This is a genomic window from Labedaea rhizosphaerae (assembly GCF_004362825.1).
In the GTDB taxonomy this organism is placed as follows: domain Bacteria; phylum Actinomycetota; class Actinomycetes; order Mycobacteriales; family Pseudonocardiaceae; genus Labedaea; species Labedaea rhizosphaerae.
Map to the genome: position 1 here is coordinate 272839 of NZ_SNXZ01000005.1, position 19378 is coordinate 292216.

Genomic DNA, 19378 nt, shown 5'->3' on the forward strand with positions numbered 1-19378 from the left:
TTCCCGGCGTGCCAACGACGATGGACTTCGAGCGGATGCTGCGCCGCGCGTCCCTGCGGGTGACCCGGCCGCGCATGGCCGTGCTGTCCGCGGTGCACCAGCACCCCCACGCCGACACGGAGTCGATCATCGGCCAGGTGCGCGCGGATCTGGGTGGCGTCTCCCAGCAGGCGGTCTACGACGTGCTGCGGGCGCTCACCACGGCGGGCCTGCTGCGCCGCATCGAACCCACGGGCCCGGTCGCGCGCTACGAGGCCCGCATCGCCGACAACCACCACCACATCGTGTGCCGCTCGTGCGGCGCGGTCGAGGACATCGACTGCGCGGTCGACACCATGCCCTGCCTGACCCCGTCGAACGCGGCGGGCTTCACCATCGACGAGGCCGAAGTCGTCTACCGCGGCGTGTGCCCCAGCTGCGCGGCCGCCAACTAGCGGTTCACGGGATCGGGCGCGTGGCGTACTGGACCAGGGTGTTGTCGCGGCGCATGGGAACGATGCGCACGTTCAGCCCCGACTGCGGGGCCTCGATCATCTGCCCGTTGCCGATGTACATCGCGACGTGGTGGATGTGGCCTTTCCCGCCCGCGCCGGCGTAGAAGACCATGTCGCCCGGCTGGATCTGGTCGAGCGGCACGTGCGGACCCTGTCCCGCCTCGGCCGCCGCCGGCCGGTGCACGTTCGCGCCCGAGCCCGCGAAGGCGTACTCCATCAGCCCCGAGCAGTCGAACCCGATCTTCTTGAAGTCCCCGTGCGCGTCCGCGGGGCCGCCGTGGTCGGTGATGCCCCGCGTGGGCCCGTTGGCGTTGCCGCCACCCCATGCATAAGGCACACCCAGTTGCGACTTCGCCCGGTCGATGGCCGCCTGCACCCGCGCGTTGCGGTCGCCTGGCGGCGCCGCGGCCGCGAAGGCCTCGACCTGCCGCTGGTAAATGCCGTCAACGGAGTTCTTCCACCCGGTCACCGCGTCCACCGCCGCCTGGGTCACCGGCGCCACCACCTTTCCGCCACTCACGGGCAAGTTGTGGCAGACGACGCGGCTCAGCACAACGCGGATGCCCTACCCCGGCCAGCGCCGTTGCCGGTTCCGGACACCGGGCATGTGGGCATGTGGGCATGTGGGCAAAACTGCCGTTGGGACGGCCGGGCACCGGATCTACCGTTCGCCGCATGGTGAACGCGCAGCAGGGTTTCCGCGTCGAACACGAGGCGCTGCAACTGGCCGCGAACCGGCTGCCGCAGCAGTCCTCGGCGCTGACCAAGATCCGCGGCGCGGTGACCGCGCACCAGGTCGCGGGGACCTCGTTCGGCAAGGTGTCCGGCTCGCCCTCGGCCGCCTCGGCGCACGACACCACCATCCGGCAGCTCGCCCAGAACCTGGACCGGCACGCCAAGCGGATCGACGAGCTCACCCGGGGCGTGAGCTCCAGCGACGCCGACGTGAAGTCCTTCGACGAGCAGAAGGCGGACCAGCAGAAGGTCCAGGGCGCGGCGATCCCGGGCGCGGAGATCATCCACAACACCGACGGCCACGACAGCTTCCTGATCACGCCGACCAACAAGAACTGGTCGCCGTTCACCCTGCCCAACACCGCGGGCAACCACCAGGGCTTCAACGTCGACACCCCGCCCGGCTTCTTCGACGCGAGCCACACCTACAGCGTCGACACGCCGACGAAGATCCCGTGGGACACCGGGCGCGACGCGGTCCAGCAGGCGCTGATCGAGAACCCGGTGCCGAACTCCGACCACCACGCGGCCACCCCGGACGGCGCCACCAACGACGCCCTCGGCTGGGCCCCGAGCAAGGTCAGCTCGTACGTGGTGCCCTCGCAGGACCCGGGCAAGTACACCGACATGGTCGTCAACTACACGCAGCCCGACCACACCCTGTCCCCCGGGTTCGTGCTGCGCCGCGGCGCGCTCGCCCCCGACGGCACCATCACCATCGAGAGCTGGGGCGAAGGCCGCGCGTGGCAGCAGAGCTGGCCGATCGAGTGGATGACCGGGGCGCTCAGCAACTCCGTGTGGGACGCCAACCAGCGCGACATCGCGAACATCGCGATGCAACGGCTGGGTATGCCGCATTAGGCGGTTCGGCCTACTCGTCTTGCTCCGGCCGAAGCCGATCAACCGTCAGTCGTAGTGCACGGCGTAAGGTCACCCGCCTCGGTGATACCGCCGGGCCGCGACACCTGGCTCTTAGTCACGCAAAGCCTCGATTCCGATGCCGCCCGTGACATATTCTGAGCCAGGTGCGCGCTGCTCGTGCGCATGCGACGGTCACGGGGGACCAGCGGCGGTGTCGGTCGCGGCCAGTGCGCCGACGCCGCGGACAGCTGCGGGGACGAGGGGGAGTTGGTGGCGCGAGCCGCGAGCGGGGTGACGTTTCTCGGCGTGCTCAAGGTGCGGGAGTTCCGCGCCCTGTGGACCGCAGAAGTCCTGTCGGTGCTCGGCGACCAGCTCGCGCGGGTGGCGCTGGCCATCCTGGTGTTCGACCGCACCGAATCGGCGGCGCTGACCGGCCTGACCTATGCGCTGACCTTTGTGCCCACGCTGCTCGGCGGGATCCTGCTCGGCGGCTGGGGTGACCGGTACCCGCGCCGCGACGTCATGGTGATCGCCGACGTGATCCGCGCGGTGCTCGTCGGGCTGATGATCGTGCCGGGCATGCCGCTGTGGGTCCTGTGCGTGCTGGTCGCGGTCATGACCTTGTTCTTCGGGCCGTTCAAGGCCGCCCAGCAAGCGCTGCTGCCCGACGTGCTCGAGGGCGAGGCGTACCTGACCGGGATGGCGCTGCGCAACCTCACGAGCCAATCGGCGCAGCTGGTGGCCTTCGCCGGCGGTGGCCTCCTGGTCGCCGCGGTGAGCCCGACGGCGGGGCTCGCGCTGGACGCGGCCACGTTCGTGGTGTCGGCGTTGTTGATCCGCTTCGGGGTCCGGGAGCGGCCGGCGGCCGTGACGGAAGCGGAGGAGGACCGGGCCACGGGGGTGCGCGCGTTCCTGTACCGAACCGGCGCCGGAGCGCGCCTCGTGTGGCGGGATCCGGCGCTGCGCGCGCTCGTGGCGCTGAACTGGCTTGCCGGGTTCTACGTCGTGCCGGAGGCGCTCGCGGCGCCGTACGCGAACGCGATCGGCGCGGGCACCGGCGCCGCGGTCGGCTGGCTCATGGCCGCCGACCCGATCGGCAGCGTGATCGGGGCCTGGATCTTCGGTCGCCGGTGGATCCCCGAGCCGGTCCAGGTCCGCGGCCTGGGCGTGCTCGGGATCCTGGCCGGTATCCCCCTGATCCTGTGTCTACTGTGGCCTGGACTCGTCACGGGAATGCTCTTCTTCGCCCTGTCGGGCCTGCTGGCGACGGGGTACAACATCCAGGGCACCGTCAACTTCGTCCGGCGGCTGCCGAACAACCAGCGTGCGCAAGGCTCGGGACTGAACTCCGCGGGCCTGATCACCGTCCAGGGCCTCGGCGCGCTCGTGGCGGGGTTGCTCGCGGACGCGATCGGCCCGGCCCATGCCATCGCCGCGGCCGGTGCGGCGGGTGCACTCGTCGCTGTTCCCATCGCCGTGGCGTGGAACCGGGCGCGCGGCTCATCCGCCGACACATCGGAGGCCTAGGTGGACGTCAGTTGTCGCGGTTGCGCACAGCGGGCCTCCCATCGCGGCTATGGCGGGTCTGATTGGATGGTGAGCATACTGTCATTGACCATGACGGCAATGGCGGTATCAGTTGTCACGGTTGCTCATGGCGGACCTCCCTGGCGCTGGCACCCACCGCCTGCGCAGCCGTAGTGGGCACACCGAAGAGTATGGGCGCAGAACATCAATCTAGGGCAACGACTGTGGCATTTCTTGGGGCGGTACGACACCCCGCGGACTGGGCGCTTTGGCGCCAGCGGCCCCGGGTAATCGCGTATTGCCTGGTCACCGAGTTGGTGGCGATCTTCACCACAGTTGCCTGGTGGAAGGCCGATACTCCGACCGCGCACGACTTGGGCATGTTGGGTGCACTGGCCGGACTCGGTTTGCTGCAAGCGGAACTGAGCCGTCAGGTGGAACGCGTTCGTCGGCGCGTTTCCGGTAGCGCACATATCAACATGACGTCCGTTTGGACGCTGGCCGGCGTGCTATTGCTACCGCCCGCATTCGCCGCGGCACTCACCGCGATACTTTACGCACACCTGGCCATTCGAAGCTGGTATCGGTTGCAGCGCGTGCCCGCTTTCCGCACGGTGAGCAACGCCTGCATCATCATGCTGTGCTGCTACACGGCGGCACTGGTCATGTGCGTGGGCGGCGCGCCCGATCTCGTGACGGCGATCGACCGCGGTTGGACCGGCACCGCGACGGTCGTGCTGGCCCTGGTCGTCTACTTCGTCGTCAACGCCTTGCTGGTGCTCCCGGCCCGTGACCGCATCGGCCGCACCCTGGTCGACCTCTTCGGCGGCTGGGCCGACAACGCCCTCGAGTTCGCGACCCTCTGCCTGGGCACGCTGAACGCCCTGGCCCTGGCGAGCCAGCCCGGCCTGGCGCTGCTGGTGATCCCGCCGCTGCTGATCCTGCACCGCGCCGTCCTGGTCCGGCAGCTGGAGGCCGCGGCCAAGCGCGACGCCAAGACCGGCGCCTTCAACCTGGTCGGCTGGCACAGCCTGGCCGAGCGGGTGCTGGCCCGCGCCGAACGCGAGAGCACGTCGTTCGGGGTGCTGATGGTCGACCTCGACCACTTCAAGTCGATCAACGACACCTTCGGCCACCTCAACGGCGACCTGGTGCTCAAGGCGGTCGCGAGCACGATCCAAGCCACGGTTCGCGACCACAACGACGCGGTCGGCCGCTTCGGTGGCGAGGAGTTCGTCGTGCTGCTGCCCGACATCTCCCACGCCGACATCCACGTGGTGGCCGAACGCATCCGCAAGGCCGTGGACGACATCGAACTCGAGCTCGACTCGAACACGGTGCTGAACAGCCTCTCGGTCTCGATCGGGACGGCCATGTACCCGACCGCGGGCACGGCCCTGCAGCGCCTGCTCGACGCGGCGGATGCCGCGCTGTACCGGGCCAAGGCCGCGGGCCGCAACCGCGTCGTGCACACGCCCACGTCGCAGGCGTCCTAGCGACGAGCAGCCGCATCCAGGACGCCCGACGCCCTGGATGCGACCGCCATCAGCCGAGCCGGCTCACCAGCCGACGGCCACCTCGAGCCACTGCGGATCGCCGTGGGACACGAAGGAAGACTGCCCGGCGACATCGTCGTACGGGAAGCCGTAGGCCTTGTCGCCGATCCCGTGGTCGTGCCAGAACTTGGCGTAGTAGTTCGCCGGCGCGTCCTGGTAGAAGTTGGCCGGGTCCTGCTGCTGGTCCTGCGGCAACTGCGCGGTGTGGCGGTTCAACGCCGCGCACAGGTTGGCGTTCTGCGCCAACGATCCCGCACACCCGGTGATGTTGGCCGTCGACTCGGTCACCCCCACCGATTGCGCGTACGCGGTGAAGTAGCCGGCGTACTGCCCACCGTCGCGGAAGTCCGGTGAGTTGCCCGGCGACGGGATCCGGACCGGATCCGCGGCGAGCCCCTGGAACTCGGCCGGCACCTCGTTGCGGAAGCGGGCGAAGGTGGCCTCCCGGTTCTCCTGGAACAACTCGTAACCGTCGCCGACCTGCACGTCGTACCCGTCGTGGGCGTGCAGCCGCATGGCCAGCTTCAACCCGAACCCGTCCACCCGGGTCTGGTTGCCGTTGAACACGTCGTCGCCCACGGTGAACTCGATGAAGTCCTGGTACTGGCTGTCCGGCGAGCCCAGGTGGAAGTACATGCGCCCGGCCGAGTTCGCGCCCATGTCCACAGTGGGCTGTTCGGCGATGGAATGGGTCTGGCCGCCGAAGCTCCAGTACACCTGGTCGTCCGGGTACTGACCGTTGGTGCGGTTCAGGACCTTGACGGTCAGGACGTTCTGGGCCGGCGGGATGGATCCGGTGTCACCCCAAAAGTCCTCCGGTGGCGTGGTGCCCCGGGCCGACGCCTGGGCCGGCCCGGAAACCCCGGCCAGCACGACACCCACCGCGGCCACGACGACCGCGAAACGTTTGACGGACATGCTCTCTCCCCGACGAGACGGCAAATTCCCTTGCCCAGCCAAGGTTTCGCACCGCCGTCACGACGCGTCAAGGCCTGCCGCGGCTACTTTCCCGGACGGGCAACGTGATCGCCCGGATATCCGGCGAGTCCGCGTTCCAGCAACTCGAGGGCCTGCTCCCCCACCGCCAGCGTGTCGGCCCCCACCTGCGGGCCGGTGCGCCCGGCCGTGGCCTGCCGCTGCACGAACTCCTTCATGGCCCGGTTGACCCCCATCATCGCGTTGGCCACCACGAACGGCCGCAGATCCTCTTGCCCCGCACCGGTTTCCTCGGTCAGCAACGCGGCCAGCGCCGCGGTGTACCGCTCGAACGTCTGCCGCTCACGGGCCTGCAGGCTCGCGCTCTCCGCGGTGATCCGGGCGACCGTGGCGATGCCCGCCATCGCCTCCGGGTCCCCCGTGGCGATGGCACCCCGGGGCTGCAGCACGAACTCGCGGAACGCCGCGAGCACCGGGGTCCCGGCCGGTCGTGAACGCAACGCGTCGAGCAGCGAGCGCTCGAACTCCTCCATGCCGTCGTAGACGAGGTCTTCCTTGGTGGCGAAGTAGTTGAACACCGTCGCCTCGGAGACCTCGGCGTGCCGGGCCACCTCGGCCACCGGCACCCGGTCGAAGCCGCGGTCGGCGAACAGCTCGATGGCCGCCGCGACGATCCGCCGGCGCGTCTGCTGCTTCTTGCGTGCGCGCAGCCCCAGCTCCGTTGCCATGTTCTTAGAGTAACACTTGACTTAGCGCTGCACCAAACTTATGGTGGCTCTAAATTTAGTGAGACACCAGCCTGGGAGGCGTTCGCGATGACCACCGAGAACTTCAACCGCCACTTCACCGGCCCGGTGCACCGCCCCGGCGAGCCCGCGTACGACGAGCAGCGCGCCGCCTTCAGCCCGGCGGTGGACGCCAAGCCCGCCTACGTCGTGGAAGCCGCCAACGCTGAGGACGTGCGCCGCGCCGTCCTCGCCGCACGCGAGCACGACCTGCGCTTCGCCGTGCAGGGCACCGGGCACGGCACCCTGACCGCGGCCGACGACGCCGTGCTGGTCAAGACCGGCCGGCTGACCTCGGTGCTCGTCGACCCGGACCGCCGGGTGGCCCGGGTCGGTGCCGGTACCCGGTGGAGTGACGTGATCGCCGCGGCCACGCCGTTCGGGCTGGCGCCGCTCTCGGGCACGTCCCCGTCGGTCGGCGTGGCCGGGTACACCTTCGGCGGCGGGATGAGCTGGCTTTCCCGGCGCCACGGCTACGCGGCGGACAGCCTGCTGCGCGTCGAGGGTGTCGACGCCGACGGCGAGCGCATCGTGGTCACCGCCGACCGTGACCCGGAGCTGTTCTGGGCCATCCGCGGCGGCAGCGGCAACTTCATGGTCGCGACGTCGCTGGAGTTCCGGCTGCACCCGGTGCCGCGGATCTACGGTGGCACCGCGCACTTCCCGCGCGAGCGTGCGGCCGAGGTGCTCGCGTTCTACCGCGACTGGGCGCCGGCCCAGCCCGACGAGCTGACCACCGCCATCGTCGTCTCGGCGGACAGCGTGGCCGTGCGGGTCTGCTACGCGGGCGACGCCGAAGCCGCGGAGCGCGCGCTGCGACCGTTGTCACGGGTGACCGGTGAGCAGGTCAGCGGCGGCTACGAGTCGATGACCTACGCCGACTCCGGCACCCTCGGTGGCACGGCGCCGCTCGGGTTCGAACTGCTGGACACGGTGCCCGACGACGCGATCGCGGAGATCCTGCGCTCCCCCGCCGTCGGGATCGAGCTGCGCTACTGGGGTGGCGCGATGGGCCGCCCGGCCGCGGACGCCGGACCGGTCGGCCACCGGGACACACCGTTCTCGTTGACGATCCACGGTTCGCCGGACGTCGTGGCACGGTTGCGCCGGCACGCCACGGGCAAGTCGTTCCTGAACTTCTTGCACGACACCAGCAAGACGGCGTCGGCGTACACAGTGGATGACTTCGCCCGGCTGCGCGCGGCGAAGCGGCGCTACGACCCCGACCTGGTCTTCACGCCGCACCACACCATCGAGCCCGCGCCGGCGAGCTCAGCTCACCGCGTCGCGCACTCCGTTGTATAGCCCCAGGACGGCGCCGCCGACCGGGACGAACGCGATCAGCACGAGGTATTCCAACCAGTCGAGCCAGCGAGCGCGGAACGGCGAGTGCACGTTGCGCACCACACGGCTCGCGTAGAACAGGCAGAGCGCGGCGGCGAGCACAAGCAGCGCCGCTCCGACGATCAGCCAGTCGGTGTCCAGGGTGATGGCCATCCGGGTGCCGAGGCCGGTCAGGATCACCAGGCCGACCACGACCGGGGCGACGCGCTGGGCGGCACCGGCGTAGGACCGCGACCGCAGGATCCACGCCAGGCCGACGAGTCCGATGAGGACGTACAGCCAGAACCACCCCGGCTGGGCCAGCAGCACGGCGCAGCAGCCGATGGCGATCGAGCCCAGCGCGGTCACCAGGCCGGTCAGGATCTGGGCGGCCATCGAGGTGACCCCGAGCACCTCGGACCCGAGCGCGGGCTGCTCGTCCTCGCGGAACGATTCCATGTCCGCGGGCACGTGCGGCAGCGGAATCCTGGCCAGCCGCAAGGAAATCATCGGTGCCATCGCGGTCAGCGCCGTCACCACGACCGTCGCGATGGTCACCGCGTGCGCCAGTTCGGCGTCGAACAACAACACCGACGAGGTGATCAACGCACCGCCGGCGGCCGCGGCGGCAGCCGCGGCGAACCACGCCAGCCGGTGCACCACCACCATGGCCGCGACCGCGCCGTAGACCGTCACCACACCGAACCCGACGGCGAGGGAGTCCACTTCGAGCGGCCACACGGTGTGCGGGGGCAAAGCGCTCGTCCCGGCCAGGAACGCGACGAAGAGCCCGCCGCCACAACACGCGCTCGCGGCGCCCGGATCGCCCAGCGCGCGTTCCAGCGCCCCGCCCACGACCAGCAGGCAGATCGCCAGCACCCCCGCGCCGATGGCCAGACGCGACGTGCCTTCCCATGCGGCGACGAGGAACAACGCGGCCCCGATGACCAGAGCCACCGCGGCGCCGACGCCGAGCCGCCGGCCCACCCGCGGCCGCCACGCGCCCCGGCGGGACTGCGCGGCGCTGGCGATCGCGTCCACGACGTCGTCGAACAGCAGCGGCGCCTCGTACTTCGGGCGCGGCCGCAGGTTGAGGACCTCGCCGTCGCGCAACGACGCCGCGGACACCGTCAACCCGGGCGAGAGCGGCTGCTCACCGACCCTGGACAGCACCCACCCAGAACTGTCCGCGGTCGGGTGCGCGGGCGCGCCCGCCATCCGCACCAGCTGTGGCACCAGTTCGGCGACGGTGCACTCCAGCGGGAGCCCCACATCCATCCGGGCGCGTGGGGCCACCACCGTGACCCTGCGTGGTGTCGACATAGGACCGTCGTCAGGCCGTCATCTTCGGCACGCCTTCGAGCAGCGGCGCGAACCGCGCGCTCGTCGCGGCCGCGAGCTTCGCCAGCGCGTCGTTGACCGCCTCGGTGATGATGCCGCCGAGGTCGTGCGCGTCGTAGCGCCGCGGCAGCGCGGGGTCGATCGAGATCTCGGCGACCTTGCCGGTGCCGCGCACGGTCACCGTGACCTCGTTCGCCCGTGAGAAACCCTTCACCACGAGCGCGTCGATGCTGGCGCGCAACTGCGCGACCGCCTCCTGCTGCTGGCGCAACTCCGCCATCAGCGTCTGCGAGTCGGGAACCTCGATGTCTGTCATGTGGGGTGCCTGTCTCCCGTGCCGCTGCCGATCTTGGTGGGTCAGTGAGCGTTCGCCTGACTGTAGAGGGAAGTCAAGGTGTTGCTCAGGTTGTTCTGGATCTGGTTGGCGGAGTTCTGCTTCTGCGACTTCAACTGCATCGCCTTCATGACCGCCTGCATGATGGCCATGGCGATCAGCATCGCCGCGTTCGGGCTGCCCTGCGCCGCCTGGATCATGGCCTGCATGATCTGCATGATCTGCTGGGCCATCTGCTGGAAGTCGTTCTGTTCCTGGTTGACGTTCTGCTGGGCCTGGGTCAGGGCGTCGGCGGAGGAGTTCAGCCGCTGCGCCTCCTGCTGCAGGTTCTGCTTGAGAACGTTGATCAGCTCCTGCACGAGCTGGTCGGTGGACTGCTTGGCCGCGTCGTAGGCCGCGCCGTTCCAGCCCTGACCGAGGTTGATCACGATCTGCTTGGTGTCGTTGGCCGCGCTGTCCACGTCGTTGGCGCACTGCTGGCACTCCTGTGCCTTGCTGCGCAGCTCCGACGGGCTGCCGGTGACGTTCTCGAGCGCCGTCGCCAGCAACTGCGCCGTGGCTTGGAAGATCGGTCCCGGGCCACTCATCGTCAAACCTCCGTCATCACATAGATGGGTACGAGTATCCGAACGACTGAGCGGCCACCTGGTCCGCGTCGTTCCACAGCGGCGTCAGTTGGTTGGCGCCCAACGCCGAGAGCGCCTGCTCGAAGCGGTTCATCATCCGGGCCAGCTGCATGCCCATCGCGACGGCCATCATCTGGGCCAGCGGCCGGGAGAACGGGCTCTGCAGCAGCGAGCTGACGATCTTCTCGGCGAGCGTCGCCTGCTTGGTGTAGTAGTCCTGCGCGGTCTTGAGCAGCTTGGCGATCGCCCGCAGCGTCTGGGCTTCTTCCTCGGCCTTGTCCGCGCGCTGCGAGAGCTGCTGCAGCAGCGCGGTGATCAGCCCGCGGCTGGAGTCGGCGGCCGAGCCGCTCCACGCGTCCGAGCCGTAGGCCGCGCCGAGCGCCTGCTGGCACTCCTGCACCAGCGCGCGCAGGTCGTTGCCCTTCTGCGACAGCTGATCGGCGCGATGGCTGATGTCGTCGGGGTCGCTCTCGGCGATCGCGCCGAGCTGGTTCGCGACGAACTGCGCGAGGCCGATGTAGAGCGGCGTGTACGGCACCGGCATCGTCATGGCAGGGGTGCTCATGGCTGGCCCGCCTCCCCGAGTTTCTCTCCGCCGGTAGCGTTGAGCGCGGACAGTTCCGGTTGGTCCCGTGGTCGTGGCTGAGCTGCGTCACGTTCCCCTGAGGTGCGGCTGACAGCCCCGCAGTCTGAGCTCGATTCTGAGGTTGGCACAGGGGATGTCATGCCAGCTCCTGCCCGAATCTCGCGAGCGCGTCCGCGGTGGCGTTGTCCCGCACCTGGTACATGTCGGCCACCGCCGAGGTCATCCAGCCGGCGTCCCGCAGCCGGGCGATGATCGACTCGAGCGCGGCGACCTTGCGCTGGTGCAGACCCGAATAGGTCGAGGCCACCGACTGGCCGATGCCACCGAACGACCGCGTCGGCACGCCGAGCGAATCGATCTCGCGCACCAGGTCACCCACCCGGCCCAGCCGCTCGTCGAGGTCGGCGGAGGCCGCGCGCAACAGGTCGATGTCGACCGAGTACCCGGACATCTCACTCCCTTCCGCCGGCGTCGAAGCCCAGATTAGGGAGGCGCACCTCGGTCGGCGGACGGCAAAAGTACCCACCTGACGCGCCGCCCCGACCACGGCGACGACCGCCTTGACCTGTGAGACAGCGAAGGGACGATCGGACGACGGCAAAAGTGCCCACGTGCGGCACGGCAGTACTGCCCAGAATGGGCCGATGACCGCCTCCGTCCGCCAACGCAGGGTGCCCGGCCCCGAGATGCCCTCCGGCGAGCTGATGCTGGAGTCCCCGCCGGTCACGGCCAAGGGCAGCGGCGGCATGCAGTCGATGATGCCGATGCTGTTCATGATCCCGATGATGCTCGGCATGGGCGGCATGTCGTTCGTCTACATCGGACGCTCCGGCGGCGTCATGACCTACCTGTTCGGCGGGCTGTTCCTGGTCGTCATGGTCGGCATGGTGCTGATGATGCTGGTCGGCGGCCGGCACGCGTCCAAGGCGAAGATCAACGAGGAGCGCCGCGACTACCAGCGCTACCTGGCGGGGCTGCGCAAGCAGGTGCACGACACCGCGACCCAGCAGCGCAGCGCCCTCGTCTTCGACCAGCCTGAGCCGCACGACCTCTGGACCTACGTGCACACCGGGCGGCTGTTCGAGCGGCGCCGCTCCGACCAGGACTTCGGCCAGCTGCGCGTCGGCGTCGGGCCGCAGCGGCTCGCGACGCCGTTGCGGATGCCGCAGACCGCCCCGCTGGAAGACCTCGACCCGGTGTCCTCGACCGCCCTGCGCCACTTCATCCGCGCGTACTCCACGGTGCCCGACCTGCCGGTGGCGATCTCGCTGCGTGCGTTCGCGTTCATCGACGTCAGCGGGCCGCGACCGCAGGCGCTCGCCCTGGTGCGCGCGTTGATCGGGCAGGCCGCGGTCTTCCACGCCCCCGGCGACCTGTTGCTCGGGCTCTGCGTCGCCGCCGACCGCCGCGACGACTGGGAGTGGACGAAGTGGCTGCCGCACGCGGCATCGGCCACCGAGGCCGACGCCGTCGGCCCGGTCCGGCACCTGTCCGGCGACCTCGACGAGTTGGCCGAGATGTTCGGCGGCGACCTCGGCGACCGGCCCGCGTTCACCCGCCGCGGCGGCATGGGCTTCGACCAGCCGCAGCTGCTGATCATCGTGGACGGCGGGCGCACCAACGGGTCCAGCCGGATCCCGCGCGACACGGGCCTGCACGGCGTGACCGTGCTGGAGATGACCGACGCGCCGCCCCCGACGGTCAAGCCGGGCGAACTGGCCCTGCACCTGTCCGACGGGCGCCTCGGCATGCTGGTGGAGAACGGCGAGTCGGCCGGCTTCGCCTACCTCGGCGTACCCGACCAGCTCGACCCGCTGCCCGCGGTCGCCCTCGCCCGCGAACTGGCGCCGTATCACCGTGACGGCGTGATCGTCCGGGAGAACCCGCTGGCCAACACCTTCGGCCTCGCGCTGTTGCTCGGGCTCGGCGACCCCCGCGACACCGACCCGGCCGTGACGTGGCGGCCCCGCACCCCGCGCGAACGCCTGCGCACCCCGCTCGGCCTCGACCCGCAGGGCCAGCCGGTGGAGCTGGACCTCAAGGAGTCCGCCGAAGGCGGCATGGGCCCCCACGGCCTGGCCATCGGCGCGACCGGTTCCGGCAAGAGCGAGCTGCTGCGCACGCTCGTGTGCGGCCTCGTGGTCACCCACTCCTCGGAGTCGATCAACCTCGCGCTCATCGACTTCAAGGGTGGCGCGACGTTCGCGGGCATGACCGACCTGCCGCACACCTGCGCGGTGATCACGAACCTGTCCGAGGACCTCGCGCTCGTCGACCGCATGGCCGACGCCATCAACGGCGAACTGGTGCGCCGCCAGGAACTCCTGCGCGCGGCCGGGAACTTCGCCTCCGTGCGCGACTACGAACGCGCCCGCGAGACCGGCGCGGACCTGCAGCCGCTGCCGTCGCTGCTGGTGATCATCGACGAGTTCAGCGAGCTGCTCACCGCACGCCCGGAGTTCATCGACCTGTTCGTGCAGATCGGCCGCCTGGGCCGGTCGCTGGCCGTCCACCTCCTGCTTGCCTCGCAACGGTTGGAGGAAGGCCGGTTGCGTGGTCTCGAGGCGCACCTGTCCTACCGGATCGGCCTGCGCACCTTCTCCGCGTCGGAGAGCCGCGCCGTGCTCGGCGTGCCCGACGCCTACCACCTGCCCGCCGTGCCCGGCTCGGCCTACCTGAAGACCGACACGGACACGTTGCGGCGCTTGAAGACCGCGTACGTCTCCGGTGAGCTCCCGCCGCGCACAAACGGTCCCGGCCCGCAGGCGGCGCCCGGCCGCCAGGTGCTGCCGTTCACGCTGGTCAAGGTCGACGACCCGAACCCGCCGCCGGAGCTCCCGCCCGAGCACAAGTGGGGCGACGTGACCGGCACCGGCGAGACGATCATGAGCGCGATGCTCGACCGCCTGATCGGCAAGGGCCCGCCGGCGCACCAGATCTGGTTGCCGCCGCTGAAGGAGCCGCCGACGCTGGACCAGTTGCTGCCGAAGCTGCACGTGCACCCCGAGCGTGGGCTGTGCCCGAAGGACTGGCAGGGCAACGGGAAGCTCGTCGTGCCGGTCGCGATCGTGGACAAGCCGTTCGAGCAGAAGCGTGACCAGCTCTGGTTCGACCTGACCGGCGCGGGTGGGCACGTCATGCTGATCGGTGCGCCACAGAGCGGCAAGAGCACGTTCCTGCGCGGCATGGTGGCCTCGCTCGCGCTGACGCACACGCCGCAGGAAGTCCAGTTCTTCCTGCTGGACATGGGTGGTGGCGCCTTGGGTGGCGTCGCCCCGCTCCCCCACGTCAGCGGCTACGCGGTGCGCCGCGACGCCGAGCGCTGCCGCCGCGTGGTGGCCGAGGTGGCCACGCTGCTCAACCAGCGTGAGGAACTCTTCGCCGCGCACGGCATCGACTCGATCACCACGTTCCGCCAGCAGCGGGCCAAGTTCGCCGCGATGGACCCGGAGGGCCGCGAGTTCGGCGACGTGTTCCTGGTGATCGACGACTGGGCGACGGTGCGCCAGCAGTACGAGTTCCTCGAGGCGAGCATCACCAACATCGCCACACGCGGCCTCGGCTTCGGCATCCACGTGATCATCTCGACCACGTGGTGGCTGAACACGCCGACGCCGTTGCGCGACGCCATGGGCACGAAGATCGAGCTGCGCCTCGGTGACCCGAGCGACTCGATGATCGACCGGCGGGTCGCGATGAACGTGCCGAAGGACCGGCCGGGCCGCGGCATCACGGTCAGCAAGCTGCACATGCTCGGTGTGCTGTCCCGCATCGACGGCGACCAGGACGTCGAGACGCTCAACGCGGGCACGCAGGACCTGGTCCGCAGGGTGACCGAGGCGTGGAAGGGCAAGCCGGCCCCGCCGATGCGCCTGCTGCCGCGCGAGCTGCCCGTCGAGTCGCTCAACGGCGCGTGGGAGCGGCCGGGCAAGCTGATCCCGCTGGGCATCGCCGAATCGGATCTGAAGCCGGTGTACCTCGACTTCACCACCGATCCGCACTTCCTCGCCTTCGCCGACGTGGAATCCGGGAAGACCGCGCTGCTGCGGGCGATCGCGCAAGGCATCACGCGCAAGTACACCCCGGCCGAGGCGCGGATCATCCTCGTCGACTACCGGCGCGGGCTGCTCGGCGCGGTGGAGGGCGAGCACCTGCTCGGCTACGCGGGTTCCGAGCCGGTGCTCGAGGACTTCGTGATGCAGGTGGCCACGGCGATGCGCGACCGGCTGCCCGGACCGGACGTGACGCCCGAACAACTGCGCAGGCGCGACTGGTGGACCGGGCGCGAGCTCTTCCTGATCGTCGACGACTACGAACTCGTGGCGTCGCCGGGCAAGATGGTGCACCCGCTCGCACCGTTGCTGGACTACCTGCCGCACGCCCGCGACATCGGCCTGCACCTGGTCATCAGCCGGGGCAGCGGCGGCGCGTCACGGGCGATGTTCGACCCGGTCATCCAACGCATCCGCGAACTCGGCTCGCCGGGCATCGTGATGTCCGGTGACCGCGACGAAGGCGCGTTGCTCGGCGACGTGCGACCCAGCGCCCAGCCACCCGGCCGCGGCACGCTCGTCCGCCGTCGCACCGGTCCCCAACTGGTCCAGGTCACCTGGTCGCCACCGGCGGAATAGGAGCGCGTGTGGGTAAAAACGCCGACGTCAGGTTGGGCAGTTGTGCCGTTTGGCGGGACCACCCCGCCCCATAACGTTGGTCGCGGAAGGAGGGCAAAACACAATGGCACCTCAGGGATTCCTTGTTGATCAGGGCGTCATGTCGAAGGCCGCGAAGGACTTCGACGAGACGTCCACCCGCATCCAGGACATGATGGCCAAGCTGAACGCCGAGGTGGACGGCTTGGTCGGCGCGACCCAGAACTTCAACGGCGCGGCCCGCCTCTCGTTCGACCAGAACAAGATGCTGCTCAACGACCGCATCCAGAAGGCGCGCATCGAGCTCACCGTGATCGCGCAGAAGTTCAACGAGGTCATGACGCAGCACGCCGAGTTCTCCCGTCAGCAGGGCGTGCGGTTCACCAACACCACGCAGGCCGTCAGCGGTGGCGGCGGCGTCGTCGCCGGCCTGAACGGCTGACGCCCACTCACCAAGAAGGGAGAGAACCGAAATGTTCGCACAAGGCGCGGCCAGTTCCGGCACCGTTGCGATGAACTACGGCGCGGTGGACAACGCCGGTGGCACCCTCGTGAAGTACTCCGGGGCCATCAACGTCGCGATGTCCGATCTCAACACCGCGCTCGGCCCGGTCCGGGAGAGCTGGTACGCCTCGGGTTCGCAGTCCGGTATGGACGCCCAGCAGGCGGAGACCAAGCTCCGCCAGCTGCTCAACGAGATGAACCAGATCATCCACAACCTCGGTGGTCTGCTCAGCCAGTCCGCCCAGGACGGCGCTGCCCTGGACTCCCACCTCGCGGGCAAGTTCCAGCAGCACGGTGCGACCCCGGCCAGCTCGGGTCTGTACTGAGATCACAACGCTCAAGTAGGTCAGCACAAGGGTGAGGTGGGCGCCGGACCCACCTCACCCGGACGCGCCGGAAAGGGTGGTCATGTCAGCCCATGAGGGATTCCACGTCGACCTCGAGTCGCTGACAGCCTTCTCGGAGGAACTGAAAACGCAGTTGAGCGGGATGACCAAACCGCTGAGCCACCTCACCTCGCTGACCGGGGAGGTCATCGAGTTCGGCGCCTTCTCCGAGGCGAAGCTGTTGTGGCACAACCACGACACCGCCGCGGAGAAGATGACCACGCTCGTCGGGCAGGCCCGCGACGCGATCGACTTCGCCGAAGAGATCACGAAGTCGGTGCACCACTCGTACGACCACTTCGACGACGAGTACAACCAGAAGATCAACGCGGCCGGCGGGATCGGTGGCGTGGTCGACTCGGTGACCGGCGGGCTGGTCGACGGCGTGACCGGCACCGTCGACGGGATCACCGACGGGATCACCCACAGCGTCAACGGACTCGTCCACGGCCTCACCGGCACCGTGGACGGACTGGCCGACGGGATCACCGGCACCGTCGACGGGCTGACCCACGGGATCACCGGCACGGTCGAGGGCCTCACGCACGGGCTCGGCGACGTCCTGGGCGGGACCGGGGACATCCTGCCGCTCTCCGGTGGCGACCAGCTGACCGGCGGTGGTGGCGTCGACATCCTCGGCGGGCTCACGGGACCGGACAAGCTGACCGGCGGAACGGGGGCCTGAAGCGATGTTCGTCGACAACACGGCCAAGACGCCGTTCGCGCAGTACACCCACCAGCAGCTGTGGGACATGCTGCACGCGGGCGTGGAGAGCACCGCGCGCGACGCGGCGAACAACTGGGACTCCGTCGGCGCCCGGCTGCACGAGCAGGCGTCGAACCTCGACGCGAAGCTCGGTGCCTTCAAGCACCACTGGAAGGGCGGCGCCGCCGACCAGTACCAGACAATGGTCAGCGACCTGTCCGGTGGCTTGCGCGAGATCGGCGACGTGGCGTTCCGGATGCGCGACCTCACCAACGACGCGGGTGACGCGCTGGTGAAAGCGAAGGCGGAGATGCCGCCACCGGTGTCGGTGCCGGACCTGCCCGCGGCCACGGTGCAGCTGGCGACGACGCCGATGCAGGTGAGCCCGTTCATGGCGCCGAACCAGGTGATCACCATGCAGCAGCAACAACAGGACGCGGTGCAGGCCCTGCAGCAGCACCAGCAGGCCGTGGCCCAAGCCGACGCCGCGCACGCCAAGGCGGTCCAGGTGATGACCGAGCTCGCCGGGCACTACCAGGCAGCCGACGCGGAGATCCCCCGCCCGGCGACCGGCGGCACCGCCCCGGACGTGCCGCAGAACGGCACCGGTACTGGGCAACAACTTCCGAGCACCTTGGCCCCGGGCGAGCCCAACCCGACCACGGGTCAGCCGACCGGGAAACCGGTGTTCGGCAACATGTTCACGGCAGGCCTGGCCGCGGTGACCGCGGCCGGCGCAGGACGGCTGGGTATCCCGATCCTGCCGAAGGTGCCGCCGTGGGCGCAGAAGACCAAGGAGAAGAAGGACAAAGCCGCCGACGACAAGGCCAAGGCCGGCCTTAGCGGTCTCGGTGGCGGCAAGGGCATCGGTGGTGGCGGGACGATCGGTGGCGGCTCGCCACCACCGACTCCACGGGCGGGGCTCACCGGCGCCGCGGTGCCCGCGGCGGGAGCCGCGGCCGCACTGCGTGCCCTCGGGAGCGCCGCGGGCGCGGGAGCGGGCGGCACCGGCATGCCCATGATGCCGATGATGCCGTACGCGCCCGGCGGCCACGACATGGCGGGCGCGCGGCGCATCCCGCCGTGGTTGATGGAGACCGAAGAGGTCTGGGGCCAGTCGTCGACGATCACGCCGCCCGTGGTCGGCGAGGACCCGCCCGCCCCGGCGCCGGACGACTACCGATTCTGACGTTTCGAAGGGACGCACCATGGCTCAGCTGACCGACCAGCAGATCGCCCAGTTTGCGGCTGGCGCCGGGTTCACCGGTCCCGACCTGGACACGGCCATCGCGGTCGCGCTCGCCGAGTCGGGCGGCAACTCCAGCAACATCGGCGACGTGAACCTGCAGAACGCGACGTTCGGCCCCTCGGTCGGGTTGTGGCAGATCCGGTCGGTGAACCCGGGCTACGGCAACGCTTTCGACCAGGCGCACCGCAACCAGCAGGCCAACATGGACCCGGCGACCAACGCCGCCAACGCCTACGCGATCCAGCAGCACTACGGCTGGAACCAGTGGTCGACCTACACCGGCGGGCAGTACCGCCAGTACCTCGACCGGGCCCGGGCCGCGCACTCGGGCGACCAGACGACCACGCCCACCGACCAGCTGCAGCAGACCCCGGCCCAGCAGCAGACGCCGCAGCAGAACGGCCAGGGCAGCAGCAACTCCCAGGGCTTCCTCGGCGAGCTCGAGAAGCTGATGGAGTCGGTCGGCAAGCTGATGAACCCGGCGGACAAGCTGTCGAAGGCCTCGCAGCAGGCACAGCGCGCCGCGGCCAGCGGTCAGGCGTTCGGCAAGGTGCAGGGCTCGAGCCAGGCCCACCAGGCGCACGTGAGCAACACCCAGAAGTACGGCCAGCACGCCAGCAAGGGCAGCGAGCGCGTCCGGACCCACAGCGACGACATCAAGTGCACCGCGACCGACTACCAGAACTTCAGCAACCAGGGCGCGCAGAGCATCGACCAGACCACCGCGCCGGTGCGCGAGGACATGATCAACCCGCCGATCCCGTCCAACCTCGCCTGACC

Annotated in this window: 19 protein-coding genes; 11 read left to right on the forward strand and 8 right to left on the reverse strand. The window is 69.8% G+C overall.

The features are described 5' to 3' along the window. The first annotated feature begins 8 nt into the window (after nucleotides 1-8). Nucleotides 9-434 (forward strand): Fur family transcriptional regulator, encoded by a 426-nt coding sequence (locus EV186_RS27905; protein WP_133852426.1) that lies wholly within the window; start codon nucleotides 9-11, stop codon nucleotides 432-434. A 4-nt stretch (nucleotides 435-438) separates the two neighbouring features. Here EV186_RS27905 and EV186_RS27910 read toward each other — a convergent pair whose 3' ends face one another. Continuing rightward, nucleotides 439-1014, reverse strand: a complete 576-nt coding sequence (locus EV186_RS27910) for an NlpC/P60 family protein (protein ID WP_243754321.1) — start codon at nucleotides 1012-1014, stop codon at nucleotides 439-441. A gap of 155 nt (nucleotides 1015-1169) precedes the next feature. Here EV186_RS27910 and EV186_RS27915 point away from each other — a divergent pair, with 155 nt between their 5' ends. The 3 genes from EV186_RS27915 to EV186_RS27925 all read left to right on the forward strand — a co-directional run bounded on the left by EV186_RS27915 (nucleotide 1170) and on the right by EV186_RS27925 (nucleotide 5113). After that, nucleotides 1170-2090 carry a hypothetical protein gene (locus EV186_RS27915; protein ID WP_133852427.1) on the forward strand — a complete coding sequence of 307 codons (921 nt, stop codon included), beginning with the start codon at nucleotides 1170-1172 and terminating at the stop codon, nucleotides 2088-2090. Between the two features lie 183 nt (nucleotides 2091-2273). After that, nucleotides 2274-3617: an MFS transporter gene (locus EV186_RS27920; RefSeq protein ID WP_133852428.1), complete on the forward strand. Its 1344-nt coding sequence runs from the start codon at nucleotides 2274-2276 to the stop codon at nucleotides 3615-3617. Between the two features lie 479 nt (nucleotides 3618-4096). After that, complete coding sequence (locus tag EV186_RS27925) at nucleotides 4097-5113, forward strand: GGDEF domain-containing protein (protein WP_243754322.1); 1017 nt, start codon at nucleotides 4097-4099, stop codon at nucleotides 5111-5113. Nucleotides 5114-5176: 63 nt separating this feature from the next. Here EV186_RS27925 and EV186_RS27930 read toward each other — a convergent pair whose 3' ends face one another. Next, nucleotides 5177-6091 carry a glycoside hydrolase family 64 protein gene (locus tag EV186_RS27930; protein ID WP_133852429.1) on the reverse strand — a complete coding sequence of 305 codons (915 nt, stop codon included), beginning with the start codon at nucleotides 6089-6091 and terminating at the stop codon, nucleotides 5177-5179. Nucleotides 6092-6174: 83 nt separating this feature from the next. Continuing rightward, nucleotides 6175-6837 (reverse strand): TetR/AcrR family transcriptional regulator, encoded by a 663-nt coding sequence (locus EV186_RS27935; RefSeq protein ID WP_133852430.1) that lies wholly within the window; start codon nucleotides 6835-6837, stop codon nucleotides 6175-6177. A gap of 87 nt (nucleotides 6838-6924) precedes the next feature. Between EV186_RS27935 and EV186_RS27940 the strand changes: the two genes are divergently transcribed. After that, nucleotides 6925-8199, forward strand: coding sequence for an FAD-binding oxidoreductase (locus tag EV186_RS27940; protein WP_133852431.1), 1275 nt, complete (start codon nucleotides 6925-6927; stop codon nucleotides 8197-8199). Here EV186_RS27940 and eccD read toward each other — a convergent pair. The 5 genes from eccD to EV186_RS27965 form a co-directional block, all read right to left on the reverse strand. Then, a complete protein-coding gene (gene eccD, locus EV186_RS27945; RefSeq protein ID WP_243754323.1) occupies nucleotides 8167-9513 on the reverse strand; it encodes a type VII secretion integral membrane protein EccD in 1347 nt (448 codons plus the stop codon). The genes EV186_RS27940 and eccD overlap by 33 nt on opposite strands. Nucleotides 9514-9550: 37 nt before the next feature. Next, nucleotides 9551-9874, reverse strand: a complete 324-nt coding sequence (locus EV186_RS27950) for a YbaB/EbfC family nucleoid-associated protein (protein WP_133852616.1) — start codon at nucleotides 9872-9874, stop codon at nucleotides 9551-9553. Between the two features lie 41 nt (nucleotides 9875-9915). Further along, on the reverse strand, nucleotides 9916-10479 hold the full coding sequence (locus tag EV186_RS27955; protein WP_133852433.1) for a WXG100 family type VII secretion target: 564 nt from the start codon (nucleotides 10477-10479) through the stop codon (nucleotides 9916-9918). 16 nt (nucleotides 10480-10495) lie between these two features. Further along, nucleotides 10496-11083, reverse strand: a complete 588-nt coding sequence (locus EV186_RS39095) for a hypothetical protein (protein ID WP_166659369.1) — start codon at nucleotides 11081-11083, stop codon at nucleotides 10496-10498. Nucleotides 11084-11240: 157 nt separating this feature from the next. Next, nucleotides 11241-11555: a hypothetical protein gene (locus EV186_RS27965; protein WP_133852434.1), complete on the reverse strand. Its 315-nt coding sequence runs from the start codon at nucleotides 11553-11555 to the stop codon at nucleotides 11241-11243. 193 nt (nucleotides 11556-11748) lie between these two features. On the opposite strand from EV186_RS27965, the gene eccCa reads away from it, so the two are divergent. The 6 genes from eccCa to EV186_RS27995 all read left to right on the forward strand — a co-directional run bounded on the left by eccCa (nucleotide 11749) and on the right by EV186_RS27995 (nucleotide 19376). Then, complete coding sequence (eccCa, locus tag EV186_RS27970) at nucleotides 11749-15735, forward strand: type VII secretion protein EccCa (protein ID WP_166659370.1); 3987 nt, start codon at nucleotides 11749-11751, stop codon at nucleotides 15733-15735. Nucleotides 15736-15838: 103 nt separating this feature from the next. Continuing rightward, a complete protein-coding gene (locus EV186_RS27975; RefSeq protein ID WP_133852435.1) occupies nucleotides 15839-16195 on the forward strand; it encodes a WXG100 family type VII secretion target in 357 nt (118 codons plus the stop codon). Between the two features lie 31 nt (nucleotides 16196-16226). After that, entirely contained in the window at nucleotides 16227-16583 is a 357-nt protein-coding gene (locus EV186_RS27980; RefSeq protein ID WP_133852436.1) for a WXG100 family type VII secretion target, read from the forward strand. Between the two features lie 82 nt (nucleotides 16584-16665). Beyond that, nucleotides 16666-17328 carry a hypothetical protein gene (locus tag EV186_RS27985; RefSeq protein WP_133852437.1) on the forward strand — a complete coding sequence of 221 codons (663 nt, stop codon included), beginning with the start codon at nucleotides 16666-16668 and terminating at the stop codon, nucleotides 17326-17328. Nucleotides 17329-17332: 4 nt separating this feature from the next. Further along, on the forward strand, nucleotides 17333-18538 hold the full coding sequence (locus EV186_RS27990) for a WXG100 family type VII secretion target (protein WP_133852438.1): 1206 nt from the start codon (nucleotides 17333-17335) through the stop codon (nucleotides 18536-18538). 19 nt (nucleotides 18539-18557) lie between these two features. Then, nucleotides 18558-19376 carry a transglycosylase SLT domain-containing protein gene (locus EV186_RS27995; RefSeq protein WP_133852439.1) on the forward strand — a complete coding sequence of 273 codons (819 nt, stop codon included), beginning with the start codon at nucleotides 18558-18560 and terminating at the stop codon, nucleotides 19374-19376. The last annotated feature ends 2 nt before the right edge of the window (nucleotides 19377-19378 follow it).

What these genes read in the sequence shown, in the direction of transcription:
- EV186_RS27915 (WP_133852427.1), top strand. Translation starts at nt 1,170, where the DNA reads ATGGTGAACGCGCAGCAGGGTTTCCGCGTCGAACACGAGGCGCTGCAA.
- EV186_RS27920 (WP_133852428.1), top strand. Translation starts at nt 2,274, where the DNA reads ATGCGACGGTCACGGGGGACCAGCGGCGGTGTCGGTCGCGGCCAGTGC.
- EV186_RS27925 (WP_243754322.1), top strand. Translation starts at nt 4,097, where the DNA reads ATGACGTCCGTTTGGACGCTGGCCGGCGTGCTATTGCTACCGCCCGCA.
- EV186_RS27930 (WP_133852429.1), bottom strand. Translation starts at nt 6,091, where the DNA reads ATGTCCGTCAAACGTTTCGCGGTCGTCGTGGCCGCGGTGGGTGTCGTG.
- EV186_RS27935 (WP_133852430.1), bottom strand. Translation starts at nt 6,837, where the DNA reads ATGGCAACGGAGCTGGGGCTGCGCGCACGCAAGAAGCAGCAGACGCGC.
- EV186_RS27940 (WP_133852431.1), top strand. Translation starts at nt 6,925, where the DNA reads ATGACCACCGAGAACTTCAACCGCCACTTCACCGGCCCGGTGCACCGC.
- EV186_RS27950 (WP_133852616.1), bottom strand. Translation starts at nt 9,874, where the DNA reads ATGACAGACATCGAGGTTCCCGACTCGCAGACGCTGATGGCGGAGTTG.
- EV186_RS27955 (WP_133852433.1), bottom strand. Translation starts at nt 10,479, where the DNA reads ATGAGTGGCCCGGGACCGATCTTCCAAGCCACGGCGCAGTTGCTGGCG.
- EV186_RS39095 (WP_166659369.1), bottom strand. Translation starts at nt 11,083, where the DNA reads ATGAGCACCCCTGCCATGACGATGCCGGTGCCGTACACGCCGCTCTAC.
- EV186_RS27965 (WP_133852434.1), bottom strand. Translation starts at nt 11,555, where the DNA reads ATGTCCGGGTACTCGGTCGACATCGACCTGTTGCGCGCGGCCTCCGCC.
- eccCa (WP_166659370.1), top strand. Translation starts at nt 11,749, where the DNA reads ATGACCGCCTCCGTCCGCCAACGCAGGGTGCCCGGCCCCGAGATGCCC.
- EV186_RS27975 (WP_133852435.1), top strand. Translation starts at nt 15,839, where the DNA reads ATGGCACCTCAGGGATTCCTTGTTGATCAGGGCGTCATGTCGAAGGCC.
- EV186_RS27980 (WP_133852436.1), top strand. Translation starts at nt 16,227, where the DNA reads ATGTTCGCACAAGGCGCGGCCAGTTCCGGCACCGTTGCGATGAACTAC.
- EV186_RS27985 (WP_133852437.1), top strand. Translation starts at nt 16,666, where the DNA reads ATGTCAGCCCATGAGGGATTCCACGTCGACCTCGAGTCGCTGACAGCC.
- EV186_RS27990 (WP_133852438.1), top strand. Translation starts at nt 17,333, where the DNA reads ATGTTCGTCGACAACACGGCCAAGACGCCGTTCGCGCAGTACACCCAC.
- EV186_RS27995 (WP_133852439.1), top strand. Translation starts at nt 18,558, where the DNA reads ATGGCTCAGCTGACCGACCAGCAGATCGCCCAGTTTGCGGCTGGCGCC.